Origin of the sequence: Agromyces agglutinans, assembly GCF_009647605.1 — a bacterium.
Taxonomy (GTDB): Bacteria; Actinomycetota; Actinomycetes; order Actinomycetales; family Microbacteriaceae; genus Agromyces; species Agromyces agglutinans.
Genome location: NZ_WJIF01000001.1, coordinates 375977 through 389565 on the forward strand (window position 1 = coordinate 375977; position 13589 = coordinate 389565).

The following is a 13589-nucleotide window of genomic DNA, read 5'->3' on the forward strand; positions in this document are numbered from 1 at the left end:
GGAAGGGGCCGGACGCCAGGCGGCATCCGGCCCCTTCCGGAGCGATCATTCGGCTGCGGCGGCCTTCTTGGACGCGCGCTTCTTGGGAGCGGGCTTCTCGTCGGCGGCGGCCTCGGCCTCCTCGACGACCTGCTCGGCCTCCTCGACGACTTCGGCCTCAGTCTCCGCCTCGTCCTCATCGGCCGGAGCCTCGGCGACGGCCGTGAACTCGGAGAGGTCGACGGCGTTGCCCGAGGCATCCGTCACCTTCGCCTTGCCGAGCGCGATCGCGAGCGCCTTGTTGCGCGCGACCTCGCCGACCATCGCGGGGATCTGGCCCTGCTGGCTCAGGATCTGCACGAACTCGTTGGGCTCCATGCCGTACTGCGCGGCGCCCTGCACGAGGTACTGCGTGAGCTCCTCCTGGCTGACCTGGACCTTCTCGGTCTCGGCGATCTTGTCGAGCACGATCTGGGTCTGGAACGCCTTGGTGCTCGCCTCGGTGACCTCGGCGCGGTGCTCGTCGTCTTCGAGCCGGCCCTCGGACTCGAGGTGACGGTGCACCTCGTCCTCGATGACGCTGTCGGCGATCGGCACCTCGGTCAGCTCGAGGAGCTTGTCGACGAGGAGGTCGCGGGCCTGCGAGCCCTGGCCGAACGACTTGTTGCGGCCGACCTGCTCCTTGAGCGACTCGGTCAGCTCGGCGAGGGTGTCGAACTCGCTCGCGATCTGCGCGAAGTCGTCGTCGGCCTCGGGAAGCTCGCGCTCCTTGACCGCCGTGACGGTGACGGTGATCTCGGCGGTCTCGCCCTCGTGCTCGCCGCCGAGCAGCTTCGACTCGAAGGTCGTGGTCTCACCGGCGGTGAGCGAGTCGAGCGCCTCGTCGATGCCGGCGAGCAGTTCGCCCGAGCCGACCTCGTACGAGATGCCGCTCGCGGTGTCGACCTCGAGGTCGCCGATCTTGGCGACGAGGTCGAGGGTCACGAAGTCGCCCGTCTTGGCGGGGCGCTCGACGGTGACGAGCGTGCCGAAGCGGCTGCGGAGCCGCTCGAGCTCCTGCTCGACCTCGTCATCGGCGACCTCGACGTCGTCGACGACGATCTCGAGGCCGTCGTAGGCGGGCAGCTCGATCTCGGGACGCACGTCGACCTCGATCGCGAGGAGCAGGTCGCCCGAGAAGTCCTTCTCGTCGGGCCACTCGACGATGTCGGCGGCCGGGCGGCCGAGCGGGCGCAGCTCGTGCTCGGCGACGGCCGCGCGGTAGAACCCGTCGAGGCCCTCGTTGACCGCGTGCTCGAGCACGGCGGCCTTGCCGACGCGCTGGTCGATGATGGGCGGCGGCACCTTGCCCTTGCGGAAGCCGGGCACGTTGACCTGCTCGGCGATGTGCTCGTACGCGTGGGCGATGCTGGGCTTCAGCTCCTCGGGCGTCACCGAAATGGTGAGCTTGGCGCGCGTCGGGCTCAGCTTCTCAACCGAAGTGGTCGGCATGGGGAGGATCTCCTGTTGTGTGGAAGTTCGTGTCGAGCCTGGACGACTCGTCGGGGCGACAGGATTCGAACCTGCGACCTCCCGCTCCCAAAGCGGGCGCTCTAGCCAAGCTGAGCTACGCCCCGAGTCGCTACTCAACTCGTCAGTCCGCCGGTGCAGGCATGCCGGAACACGCGTGAGCGCAGGCGAACCCCCGAAAGTCTACTGCACCGCGATGCCCGCGTTCGGCCCGGCCCGGGTCCGGGGCATCCGCCGCCCGCGAACGCGAGCGACCGGATGCCGCGGCGACGGCGTGCACGCGCAGCGCCGGAGCGTGCACTACGATGTTCCAAGTGCCCGCACGCGGGCGCTCGGGGATGTAGCTCAATGGTAGAGCCTCAGTCTTCCAAACTGATTACGCGGGTTCGATTCCCGTCATCCCCTCCACGAAATGCCGTTCCATCAGGCGCTTAGGCCAGCCTGTCCTCCCTTGAAATACCTGGGCATCCGCGTAGCGTTGATGATGACATCGACCAGGGAAGGCGGCACCAGATGACCGACACCATTGCTCCGAAGACCGGTTCGAACGCCGAGGTCGCCTCGGGAGTGGCGCAGTTCTTCACGCCGATCGTGCACCACCTCGTCGCGCTCGCCGTCAACGGCAAGCAGGCGCACTGGCACGTGCGCGGCCACAACTTCATCGAGGTGCACGAGTTCCTCGACACGGTGGTCGAGCACGCGCAGGGTTGGGCCGACGAGGCCGCCGAGCGCGTGATCGCGCTGGGCCTGCCGATCGACGCGCGCCTCGAGACGGTCGCGAAGCACTCGGGTGCGGTGAACCCCAAGGCCGGCTTCAAGCAGTCGGATGACACGATCGCCGACGTGATCGCGCAGATCGACCTCGCGACCGAGCAGGTGAACGCCGCGATCGAGGGGCTCGCCGAGCTCGACCCGTCGAGCCAGGACATCGCGATCTCGATCCGCCAGGGGCTCGACAAGGACCGCTGGTTCCTCGCCGCGCACCTCAGCGTGAGCTGACGGCGGCGCGCCCCCTTCTCGTGGGGGTGCGGTGCATCGGGCCCGGGAGCAGAATGCCGCTATGGCGGCAGACGCTCCCGGGCCCGACCCGTCTCCGGACCGCTCCGAGGCCCACGACGCCGCCGACCGCGAGGCGGAGTCCCTCACCGACGCGCAGCGCGCCGTGCGCGCCCAGTTGCTCGCGACCGAGCACTGGAGTCTCCTCGCCTCGAGGTCGACGACCCAGAGCGAGGTGCTGACGCGGATCGCGATCCTGCTCACCCTCGTCTCGGCCGGGCTCGTGACACTCGGGGTGCTCGGCAACGCGACCGGGTTCCGCGGCTGGTTCGGCATCGCGGCACTCGGGGTGCTCTTCCTCCTGGTCCTGCTCGGATTCGTCACGCAGCTGAGGGTGCTCAACGCCGCGACCGACGATCTCGCCTACGTGCTCGCGATGAACCGCCTGCGCGGCGCGTATCTCGACCTGGACCCCGGCCTCGAGCGGTACTTCCTCACCGGCACCGCCGACGACTTCGACGGCGTCGCCCGAACCTACTACCCCTTCGCCGACCGCGACCGCACGCAGGTGATGGGCAGTTCTATGATGATCGTCGTGATCGTGGATACCGCGCTGTCGGGGCTGTTCGCCGGGGCGCTCGTCTCCTCGATCACGACGTCGGTCGGCTGGTCGGTGGGCGTCGGGGTGGCGGTCGCCGTGCTGGTGTTCGGCGGTTCGATCGCCCAGGGGTATCGCAGCTATCGCCACGTGCAGCGTGTGCACGTGCCGCTCAGGGGCTCCCGCGCCGGCTGACCGCCGCGCACCAGGCCCGCCGTGAGCGGTGCGTCCGGTGCGACCGGTGCGTCCGGTGCGTCCGATGCGACAGGTCCGGCGTCAGCGCTGCAGCCAGGCGAGCACCGCGAGCACACGGCGGTGGTCGCTGCCCGAGTCCTCGAGGCCGAGCTTCTGGAAGATCGCGGTGACGTTCTTCTCGACCGCGCCGACGCCGATGAACAGCTGCGCGGCGATGGCGCCGTTGGTGCGCCCCTCGGCCATCAGCTGCAGCACCTCGCGTTCGCGCGCGGTGAGGCTCGCCAGCGGGTCCGACCGCCGGGAGAGCAGTTCCTTCACCACCTGGGGGTCGAGCACGGTGCCGCCGGCGCTGACCCGTTCGACCGCGTCCTCGAGCTCCTCGAGCGAGGCGACGCGGTCCTTCAGCAGGTACCCCATGCCGCCCTCCCCCGACGAGAGCAACTCGTGCGCATAGGTGCCCTCGACGTACTGGCTGAGCAGCAGGATGCCGAGCTTCGGCGCGCGCCGGCGCAGTTCGATCGCCGCTCGCACCCCCTCGTCGCGGAACGTCGGCGGCATCCGCACGTCGAGCACCGCGAGGTCGACCGCGTCGGTGTCGATCGCGGCGAGGAGCGCCTCGGCGTCGCCGTAGGCGGCGACGGTCTCGAACCCGGCCTCGTCGAAGAGCCGCACGAGTCCCTCGCGCAACAACATGGAGTCTTCGGCGAGCACGATGCGCAGCGGCCGGGAGGCGTCGGTCATGCCCTCAGCGTAGCGACGGCGACGGATGCCCCGGGCGGGGCATCCGTCGCCGTGTTCATGCCGCCGTCAGCGGCGTGTACGGGATGTGCGCGCCGATCGAGGTCGGCCCGCCGGCCGGGCTGTCGACGACCAGCACGCCCTGGAGGCCCTGGACGCGCTCCTGCAGCCCCGCGAGCCCGTGCCCGGCGGTCAGTGAGGCGCCGCCCCGACCGTTGTCGGTGACCCACAGGTCGAGCCACCGGCCCGTCACGCCCGTGTCGCGCATGCCGACCCGAAGGCGCGCCGCCGAGGCATCCGAATGCTTGGCGACGTTCGTGAGCAACTCGGCGGCGATGAAGTACGCGTTGCGCTCGATCGCGGCCGGCAGGGCCGCGTCGGCGGGGAGCAGGTCCTCGAACGCGACCGTGACGGGGCTTCGCGCCGCGAGCGAGGAGAGCGCGCTGGCGAGGCCGCGGTCCTGCAGCAGCGGCGGCGCGAAGCCGCGCGAGAGGGCGCGGAGTTCGTCGAGCGCCTCGCGGGCGGTCTCGCGGGCCTCCCCCACGAGCGCACGGGCCCGCTCCGGGTCCTGGTCCAGCCGTCGCTCGATCGTCGCGAGGTCCATCTGCAGCCGCACGAGCCGCTGCTGCGGCCCGTCGTGGATGTCGCGCTCGAGCCGTCGGAGCGATGCGTCTTCGGCCTGTACGGCGGCACCGCGCGACGCCGCGAGCGAGGCGACCTCGCGCTCGAGCGCCTCCGAGCGCCACGCGCCGAGCATGCCGCGCGCGATGAGGTCGTGCAGCACCGTCAGGCCGCGGAACACGAACGGCAGCGTCAGCAGGAACACGACGCCGAGGACGAACTCGAGGATGCGCTCGCCCACCACGACGTCGTAGGAGAGGTCGTTGCCGGGCACGACGCGGTCGACGAGCCATTCGTTCAGCCAGAACGAGCGGCCCTGCTCGGGGATGAACGGCTGCCAGAGCCAGTTGGTGACCCCGCCGAGCCCGACGGAGAGCCACACGATGGTGACGGTCCACGTGACGACGCTCACGATGGGGTTCACGATCATGGTGTGCAGCACGTACAGCCAGTAGTGGCCGTCGACGAAGGGCATGAACGTCGCCCGCCAGAAGCCCTGCTCGCGGTCGTCGCGCGACCAGTCGGGACGGCGGATCTCGGGACGACCCGCCCACCGCAGGCGCACGAGTTCGAGCGTGCCGAACGCGCGGGCGATGTAGAACGCGGCGACCATGAGGAAGATGCCGACGACGATCGCGATGAGGCCGAGGCCGGTGAAGAACACGGTCCAGAGGACCGAGAGGCCGACGATCGCGATCGGCATCGTCAGGATCAGGAAGCCGAGCTCGCGCGGCACGCCGGCCCAGAGGGCGCCGTAACCCGGCCTGCGGCGCGAGGCCCCGGTGTCGGCGGGCGTGCCGTCGGCGGCCGTCGCTGCGCCCGCGGATGCGTCAGTGGTGGTCATGGTCGGTCTCCTCGGTCATCGTCGCACGCTGACCCGGCTCGACGACGGCGAACTGGCCCATCATCCCCTGATCCTCGTGCCACAGCAGATGGCAGTGGTACATGTACGGCGTGTCGGGATCGGCGTAGTCCTCGAACCGCATGAGCAGCTCGTACTCCGTCTCGGGATCGGCGAAGATCGTGTCCTTCCAGCCCGCGAGCTCGGGTGGCGGAGCCTGCCCGTCGATGGACGCGATGCGGAACTGCACGTCGTGCACGTGGAAGCTGTGCGGCAGCGAGGTGTCGTTGACCACCGTCCAGCGCTCGAGCGTTCCGACCGTGACGGTCTCGTCGATGCGGCCCATCTCCATGGCGTGCCCGTTGATCTCGAAGCTGTCGCCGAGCACGAACCGGCGATCGGCGGCGACCTCGGACGGGTCGAGGTCCGGCACGTCGACGAGGGTCGCGGGCGGCGCCGGCGACGGATCGAGCTGCTCGGCGGCGCGCACCTCGAGCACGTCGAACTCGTCGGTTCCGCCGTTCATCACGGCGACCGGCCCGTCGAGCGCGGCGATCTCGGGCGTCATCCGCGACTGCAGCACGACGCGTTCGCCGGGCGCAACGCGAAGCAGCACCTCGGCGCGCTCGCCGGGCGAGAGGCGCACGTGGTCCAGCGAGGCGGATGCCTCGAGCAGGCCGCCGTCCGTGCCGATCAGTTCGACCGGACGCCCGTCGCCCCAGGCGAACGCGTACGAGCGCGCGGTCGAGGCGTTGAGCAGCCGGAGCCGCACGAGTTCGTCGGAGACCTCGACGAACGGGCCGCGCGTGCCGTTGACGAGCAGCTCGTCCCCGAGCCCGCCCGCGTAGCCGCGCTGCGTGTCCTCCTTGCGCCCGTCGGCCGAGAATCCGGCGTCCTGCACGATCACCGGGAGGTCGTCGACGCCGTACTCCGACGGCAGCCCGAGCGCGCGCTCGGCCTCGTCGTGCAGGAGGAACATCCCCGCGAGGCCGCGTGCGACGTGCGACTCGGTCTCGCCGTGCGGGTGCGGGTGGTACCAGAGCGTCGTCGCGGGCTGGTCGATCGCCCACTCGGGCGACCACGTGCCCCCGGGCTCGACCATCTGGTGCGGACCGCCGTCCATCTCGGGCGGCAGGTGCATGCCGTGCCAGTGGACGGTCGTCGACTCGTCGAGCGCATTGGCGACGTCGACCCGAACGCGCTCGCCGCGGTCGGCGACGAGGGTCGGGCCGAGGTAGGAGCCGTCGAAGCCCCAGGTCTCGCTCGCGACGCCCGGGGCGAACTCGGTGGTTCCGGCCCGCGCCTCGAGCGAGAAGACCCGGGTGCCGTCGGCATCGACGGTCGATTCTGCCAGCGGCGGGATCGCGAGCGGCGTCTCGAACGCGACCTTGCCGACGGTCGACACGGTTCCCGGCCCGGCGATGCCGCAGCCGGCGAGGACGAAGGCGGTGGCGCCGATCACGGCGGTGAGGACGGCCGTCGACGCGATGGTCGCGCGCGGCCGGCGCGGGGTGGTGCGAAGCATGGTTCCAGCCTCGCGACGCGCGCCGTCGGGCTGCATCCGGCGGGCGTCCGGATTCGTACGGGGGTTCTCCCCCGTCGGGCTAGGCGGTGAACGTCGAGTGGGTGGCCACTCCCGCGAGGAACGTCGCCGCGACCGGCATGGTGCGCAGCTCCTCGACGGATGCCCCGTACGGGTCGAGCTCGAGCACCGCGAGGTCGGCGACGCCGCCCGACCGCACCTCGGCGCCGGCGCCGTTCGTCGACGCGGGGAGCGCGGCGCGCACGTCGATCGCCTGCTCGGGATGCCAGGGCTCGCGGCCGTCGCGGGCGCGGCCGACGGCGGCGGCCATCGCGACCCAGGGGTCGAGCGGGGCGACCGGCGCGTCGGAGCCGAGCGCCAGCTCGACCCCGGCGGCCTGGAGCTCCGCGAGCATGAACGCGCGGTCGGTGCGCCCCGCCCAGTACCGGTCGGCGACATCGCGGTCGTCCATGGCGTGCTCGGGCTGCACGCTCGCGACCACGCCGAGCCGGGCGAACCGCGCGACGTCGTCGCGCCGCAGCAGCTGGGCGTGCTCGATCGACCCGCGGCAGCCGACCGCCTCGAAGGCGTCGAGCACGCGCGCATTCGCGCGATCGCCGATGGCGTGCACGGCGGGGGCCAGTCCAGCGGCGTGCGCGCGGCGCATGAGCGGGACGAGCTCCTCGTGGGGCACGGTCGCGAGGCCGGCGGGATGTGCGTGGCCCTCGAGGCCCGGGTACGGGTCGAAGCACCACGCGGTGCGGGTGTTCAACGACCCGTCGGTGATGACCTTCGCGCCGCCGACCGTGACCTTGCCGCCGGTGCCCTCGACGACCTCGCCGGTGCGCAGCCCCTCGGCGATCGCGCGGTCGAGGTGCTGCGGGTAGACGCCGAAGGCCACTCGCAGCGGCATCCCGCCGCCGCGCGCGCGTCGCGCCCAGTCGTCGCGGTTCCAGCGCATCTCGTAGTCGACGACGCCGACGACGCCGCGCGCGGCGGCACGAACGGATGCCTCGGCGACCCAGGCGTCGAGCACGTCGTCGGCGACCTCGTCGAGCTCGCGGACGAGCGCGAAGCACGCCTGTTCGCGGAGGATGCCGTCGGCGGGCAACTCGACGCCGTGCCGGCGGGCCGCGGCGCGGTTGAGCCAGCAGGCGTGCAGGTCGGCCGCCACGAGCACGACGGGCACGTCGCCGGATGCCCCGTCGAGCAGGTCGGCGCTCGGGGCGTCCGGCCACAGCGCGTCGCGGTAGCCGAAGCCGGCGACCTCGGTCTCGCCGCGCGCGACGGCGTCGCCGACGAGCGCTGCGGCGGCCGCGGCCGACTCGGCTCCCGCCAGGTCGAGCCGACGCGAGACCATCGCCCACTGCGAGAGGTGCACGTGCCGATCGTGCAGGCCCGGCACGACGAACCGGCCGTCGAGCTCCACGCGCTCGGCGCCCGCCGGCGCCGAGACGGATGCCTCGGCCCGCGGCGCGATCTCCGCGACCCGGCCGTCGACGATGACGAGGTCCACGGACCGCCCGGTTCCCGGCAGCCGGGCACCGGCGAGCACGAGCGTGCTCATGCCTGCGACCGCGCCTTCGCCGCGCGGAGCGTCTCGTGCGTCCGGCGCATCTCCGCGGCGAGCGCGGGGCTCGCGTACGGGCCATCGCCCTCGAGCTCGCCGATGATGCGGTCGACGGTCTCGTCGGGCTTGTTCTGGCTCATCTTGTTCTTCGCCGTGAAGCGCGTGATGCGGATGCGCAGGCCGACCGTGCCCGAGGCGATGCGGTCGGCGTAGGCCGAGTTCTCGGCCGTCCCGCGCATGCGGCGCGGCTCGGGCATCGCGTCCTCGAAGTGGTCGACGAGCGCCTCGAGCACCCGCAGGTTCTCGGCGTCGTCGAGGAGTTCGGGAGTGCCGTGCAGGTGGGCGGCGACGAAGTTCCAGGTCGGCACCGCCGGCTTCGCGTCGTACCAGCCGGGCGAGATGTAGCCGTGCGGCCCCTGCACGATGACGAGCACCTCGTGGCGTCCGAGTTCGTGCAGCACCTCGTCGGGACGACCGACGTGCGTGAGCAGCACGATGCCGTCGGCGTCCTCGTCGAGCAGCACCGGGTAGTGCGAGGCGACGAGGCCCGAGGCATCCGTGTCGCTCACGATCGTCATCCACGGATGCTCGCGGATGACGCGCTTGACGCCCTCCTCGCTCGCGAGGGTGAAGCTGGGGTTCTGTCGCATGGTGGCTCCTGGTCTCGATACGCTGCGCTCCTCGCCCGACGGGTCGCGGGTCACGCCTGGCAGTAGGGGCACCAGTAGAGCTTGCGGGCACCCATCTCCTCGAGCGCGATGTTCGTGCCGCACACCCGGCACGGCAGCCCCTCGCGCTTGTAGACCCAGTGCCGATCGGCGCGATTGGCCATGGCCAGCCGGTACGCCTCGGGGTCGAGGTCGTCCATCGTCATCATCTGGCCGGTCTCGACGCCGATGCGCAGCAGCTTCGCCCAGTCGGCCCAGAGGTGTCGCACGTGCTCCTCGGGAACCTGCCTGCCCGGCGTGTGCGGGTTCTGCCGGGCGCGGAAGAGCATCTCGGCCCGGTACACGTTGCCGATGCCGGAGACCACCGACTGGTCCATGAGCAGCAGCCCGATCGGCGTGCCCCGCTTGCGCACGGCCCGCGTGAAGCGCTCCTCGGCCTCGGGGCCCTCGTCGATGAGGGGGTCGGGACCGAGCTTCGCGACGACCTGTTCAACCTGCGCGGGGTCGAGCACCTCGCACGCGGTCGGTCCGCGCAGGTCGGCGCACACCGTGTCGGTGAGCAGCCGCACGCGGACCTGGCCGACCGGCTCGGGCGGGAAGACGTCGAGCCCGCCGCCGTCCTTCTCGGACTCCGACATGCGCAGTCGCGCGCGCCGCGGGGCCCCGATCGAGGTCAGCGAGTTCTCGCCGGCCGCGTCGAAGACGACCGCGTCGGGATTCGGCCCCTCGAGGAAGGTGCCGCGCTGGTTGGTCTGTCCCATGCGCCCGTTCGCCGACGCGATCGTGGCATCCATCAGGATCTCGCCCGCGAAGTCCCACGCGCCGTACATGCCGAGGTGCACGCGCAGCCACACGTCGCCCTCGAAGCCGAGGAACATCTGCTTGCCGACGGCCCGGGCGTCGGTCATGCGTCGGCCGTCGAGCTGCGCGGCGCCCGCGGCGAACCGGCCCTGCGGACTCGAGGCGTGCACGACGTGCCCGACGAAGTTGCGCTCGAACTGCCGGGTGATGCGGTGGACGGAGTGGCCCTCTGGCATGTCAGGCCTGCGCGTCGACGCCCTTGCCGGCGATGTCGCCGGTCTGCTCGTACTCGGCGAGCTGCGCGATGCGCCGGGCGTGGCGCTCGTCACCCGAGAACGGCTCGGCGATGAACGCGTCGATGTAGCGGATCGCCTCCTCGACGGTGTGCTGGCGGGCGCCGATCGAGATGACGTTCGCGTCGTTGTGCTGGCGCGCGAGGATCGCCGTGTCCATGCTCCACACGAGTGCCGCGCGGATGCCCCGCACCTTGTTCGCGGCGATCTGCTCGCCGTTGCCCGAGCCGCCGAACACGACGCCGAGGGCTCGGACGCCCTCGGCCTGGTCGCGCGCGACCGCGAGGGCGGCGTTGATGCAGAACGCGGGGTAGTCGTCGAGCGCGTCGTACTCGGCAGGGCCGTGGTCGTGCACCTCGTGGCCGGCGTTGGTGAGGTGGTCGACGAGCGTGCGGCTGAACTCGAGGCCGGCGTGGTCGGTCGCGATGTGGATGCGCATGTCGCCCAGTCTAGGGATCGGCGCGACGCCGGCACCGCCGTCGAAGCCCGCGGGGCTGCCGCCCGCGAGCGGGCCACGGCTAGGCTGGATCGCGTTGCCCACGGCCACGAGCCGCGGGCGTGGCATCCGTTCGACGCAGATGGAGACATGCACGTGCCTGGAGACAACCTCACCCGCCTCGAAGCCGAAGAGCGTGCCGCGCTCGTCACGGTGCACGACTACGACGTCGTCCTCGACGTGACGACCGGCCCCGACGTGTTCCGCACGACGACGACGGTGCGGTTCTCCGCGTCGGCGGGCGCCTCGACGTTCATCGACGCGATCACGGCGGCGGTGCACTCCGTCACGCTGAACGGGCGCGAGCTCGACCCGGCCGAGGTGAGCGACGGAGTGCGCATCCAGCTGCCCGACCTCGCCGACGAGAACGTGCTCGTCGTCGACGCCGACGGCCGCTACATGCGCACCGGCGAGGGACTGCACCGGTTCGTCGACCCCGTCGACGGCGAGGCGTACCTCTACACCCAGTTCGAGGTGCCCGACTCGCGCCGCATGTTCGCGGTGTTCGAGCAGCCCGACCTGAAGGCCGCGTTCCGCTTCACGGTCACGGCGCCCGCGCACTGGGAGGTCGTGTCGAACCAGCCCACGCCCGAGCCCGTCGACGCGACCGCGGGCGACGGCGGCGACGCCGCCGTCAAGACCTGGGCGTTCGAGCCCACGCCGCGCATCTCGAGCTACATCACGGCGCTCATCGCCGGGCCCTACGACGTCGTCCGCGACGAGCTCACGAGCGCCGACGGCCGCACCATCCCCCTCGGCGTGTTCGTGCGCAAGAGCCTCGCGCAGTACCTCGACGCCGACTACATCTTCGAGAAGACCAAGCAGGGCTTCGAGTACTTCGAGCGCAAGTTCGGCGTGCCCTACCCGTTCGCCAAGTACGACCAGCTGTTCGTGCCCGAGTACAACGCGGGCGCGATGGAGAACGCCGGGGCCGTCACGTTCACCGAGGTGTACGTCTTCCGCTCGAAGGTGACCGACGCGATCCGCGAGCGCCGGGTCGTCACGATCCTGCACGAGCTCGCCCACATGTGGTTCGGCGACCTCGTCACGATGAAGTGGTGGAACGACCTCTGGCTGAACGAGTCGTTCGCCGAGTGGGCGTCGACGATCGCGACGGCCGAGGCCACCGAGTGGCACCACGCTTGGACCACGTTCAACTCGATGGAGAAGAGCTGGGCGTACCGCCAGGACCAGCTGCCCTCGACCCACCCGATCGTCGCCGAGATCCGCGACCTCGAAGACGTTCTCGTCAACTTCGACGGCATCACCTACGCCAAGGGCGGGTCGGTCCTCAAGCAGCTGGCCGCCTGGGTCGGCATCGACGCGTTCTTCACGGGCGTCGGCGCGTACTTCCGCAAGCACGCGTGGGGCAACACCACCCTCGCCGACCTGCTCGCCGAGCTCGAGGCGGCCTCGGGTCGCGACCTTTCGGCGTGGTCGGGTCTCTGGCTCGAGACGGCGGGCGTCAACACCCTGCGCCCCGAGATCGAGACGGATGCCTCGGGCGTCATCACCTCGTTCGCGGTGCTGCAGTCGGCGCCGGCCGACTACCCGACCATCCGCCCGCACCGGCTCGCGATCGGGTTCTACGACCTGAACGAGGGCGAGCTCGTCCGCGAGCACCGCGTCGAGCTCGACGTCGACGGCGAGCGCACCGAGGTCGCCGAGCTGGTCGGCCTCGCCCGGCCCGACCTCATCCTGCTGAACGACGACGACCTCGCCTACGCGAAGATCCGCCTCGACGAGGACTCGCACCGCGTCGCCCTCGCGAACCTCTCGGGCTTCCAGGACCCGCTCGCGCGGGCCCTCGTCTGGAGCTCGGTGTGGGATGCCACGCGCGACCGCGAGTCGACCGCGAGCGACTATCTCGAGCTCGTGCTCGGCAACATCGCCGCGGAGACCGAGTCGACGACGCTGCGCATCGTGCTCGCCAACGCGCAGCTCGCCGCGAGCTCGTACGTCGCCCCAGCGAAGCGCGCCGACGCCCGCCGGCGCCTGGCCGACGGATTCTGGGCCCTCGCGCAGTCGGCGGTGCCCGGAAGCGACGCGCAGTTCCAGTTCGTGAAGGCGTTCGCCGCCATCGCCGAGTCGGGTTCGCACGTCGACCAGTTGCAGGCCCTGTTCACCGGCGAGCTCGCGCTCGACGGACTCGACATCGACACCGACCTCGGCTGGGAGCTGCTCATCGCGCTCGTCGCCGCCGGTCGCGCAGGCGACGACGACATCGACGCGCGCCTGGCCGAGGACCCGACCGTGACGGGCCAGGAGTCGGCCGCGCACGCGCGCGCCGCCATCCCGACCGCCGAGGCGAAGGAGCGCGCCTGGGCGTCGCTCATCGACGTCGACACGGCGACGAACTCGGTCGTGCGCACGACCGCCGCGGGCTTCGTGCGCGCCGGCGACCAGTCGCTGCTCGCCCCGTTCGTCGACCGCTACTTCGCGATGATCGGCGACGTGTGGGAGCAGCGCAGCTACGCGATCGCCGAGAAGCTGGTCGAGCTGCTCTACCCGGCCCCGCTCGCGAACCGCGAGCTCGTCGACGCCAGCCGCGCCTGGCTGGAGCGCAACGCCGACGCCGCACCCGCGCTTCGCCGCCTCGTCATCGAGAACGTCGCCGGCGTCGAGCGGGCCGTCGCCGCGCAGGAGCGCGACGCACAGGGCTGACGCCACGCGAGCGGCCGGCGGGCGTGGTACCCCGGTACCACTCCGGCCGGCCCATCACCATCCCGAGGGCCGATGCCACGGTGCGCCGCGATCCGTAG

Annotated in this window: 11 protein-coding genes and 2 tRNA genes; 4 read left to right on the forward strand and 9 right to left on the reverse strand. The window is 71.5% G+C overall.

Annotation, left to right across the window (positions count from 1 at the left end):
- Window positions 1–45 precede the first annotated feature (45 nt).
- Both tig and GE115_RS01795 read right to left on the reverse strand, forming a co-directional pair.
- Complete coding sequence (gene tig, locus GE115_RS01790) at window positions 46–1470, reverse strand: trigger factor (protein ID WP_153683077.1); 1425 nt, start codon at window positions 1468–1470, stop codon at window positions 46–48.
- Window positions 1471–1520: 50 nt separating this feature from the next.
- Window positions 1521–1595 (reverse strand) — tRNA-Pro (locus GE115_RS01795).
- Window positions 1596–1822: 227 nt separating this feature from the next.
- Between GE115_RS01795 and GE115_RS01800 the strand changes: the two genes are divergently transcribed.
- From GE115_RS01800 to GE115_RS01810, 3 genes are all read left to right on the forward strand, one after another.
- Window positions 1823–1896: transfer RNA gene (locus GE115_RS01800), tRNA-Gly, on the forward strand.
- Between the two features lie 105 nt (window positions 1897–2001).
- Window positions 2002–2487: a Dps family protein gene (locus GE115_RS01805; RefSeq protein ID WP_153683078.1), complete on the forward strand. Its 486-nt coding sequence runs from the start codon at window positions 2002–2004 to the stop codon at window positions 2485–2487.
- A 61-nt stretch (window positions 2488–2548) separates the two neighbouring features.
- Window positions 2549–3277: a hypothetical protein gene (locus GE115_RS01810; protein WP_153683079.1), complete on the forward strand. Its 729-nt coding sequence runs from the start codon at window positions 2549–2551 to the stop codon at window positions 3275–3277.
- An 81-nt stretch (window positions 3278–3358) separates the two neighbouring features.
- Here GE115_RS01810 and GE115_RS01815 read toward each other — a convergent pair whose 3' ends face one another.
- The 7 genes from GE115_RS01815 to GE115_RS01845 all read right to left on the reverse strand — a co-directional run bounded on the left by GE115_RS01815 (window position 3359) and on the right by GE115_RS01845 (window position 10770).
- Window positions 3359–4018 carry a response regulator transcription factor gene (locus GE115_RS01815; RefSeq protein WP_153683080.1) on the reverse strand — a complete coding sequence of 220 codons (660 nt, stop codon included), beginning with the start codon at window positions 4016–4018 and terminating at the stop codon, window positions 3359–3361.
- Window positions 4019–4073: 55 nt separating this feature from the next.
- Window positions 4074–5480 carry a sensor histidine kinase gene (locus GE115_RS01820; RefSeq protein ID WP_153683081.1) on the reverse strand — a complete coding sequence of 469 codons (1407 nt, stop codon included), beginning with the start codon at window positions 5478–5480 and terminating at the stop codon, window positions 4074–4076.
- A complete protein-coding gene (locus tag GE115_RS01825; RefSeq protein WP_153683082.1) occupies window positions 5467–7002 on the reverse strand; it encodes a multicopper oxidase family protein in 1536 nt (511 codons plus the stop codon). Before GE115_RS01825 ends, GE115_RS01820 begins: the two co-directional genes overlap by 14 nt.
- 79 nt (window positions 7003–7081) lie before the next feature.
- Window positions 7082–8566, reverse strand: a complete 1485-nt coding sequence (locus GE115_RS01830) for an amidohydrolase (protein ID WP_153683083.1) — start codon at window positions 8564–8566, stop codon at window positions 7082–7084.
- The gene (locus tag GE115_RS01835; RefSeq protein WP_153683084.1) at window positions 8563–9219 is read right to left on the reverse strand and encodes an FMN-binding negative transcriptional regulator; all 657 of its coding nucleotides are present in this window, start codon (window positions 9217–9219) and stop codon (window positions 8563–8565) included. Before GE115_RS01835 ends, GE115_RS01830 begins: the two co-directional genes overlap by 4 nt.
- A gap of 50 nt (window positions 9220–9269) precedes the next feature.
- A complete protein-coding gene (locus GE115_RS01840) occupies window positions 9270–10274 on the reverse strand; it encodes an Fpg/Nei family DNA glycosylase (protein WP_153683085.1) in 1005 nt (334 codons plus the stop codon).
- Window position 10275: 1 nt separating this feature from the next.
- Window positions 10276–10770 (reverse strand): ribose-5-phosphate isomerase, encoded by a 495-nt coding sequence (locus GE115_RS01845; protein WP_153683334.1) that lies wholly within the window; start codon window positions 10768–10770, stop codon window positions 10276–10278.
- 153 nt (window positions 10771–10923) lie between these two features.
- Between GE115_RS01845 and pepN the strand changes: the two genes are divergently transcribed.
- Complete coding sequence (gene pepN, locus GE115_RS01850) at window positions 10924–13491, forward strand: aminopeptidase N (protein WP_312854799.1); 2568 nt, start codon at window positions 10924–10926, stop codon at window positions 13489–13491.
- The last annotated feature ends 98 nt before the right edge of the window (window positions 13492–13589 follow it).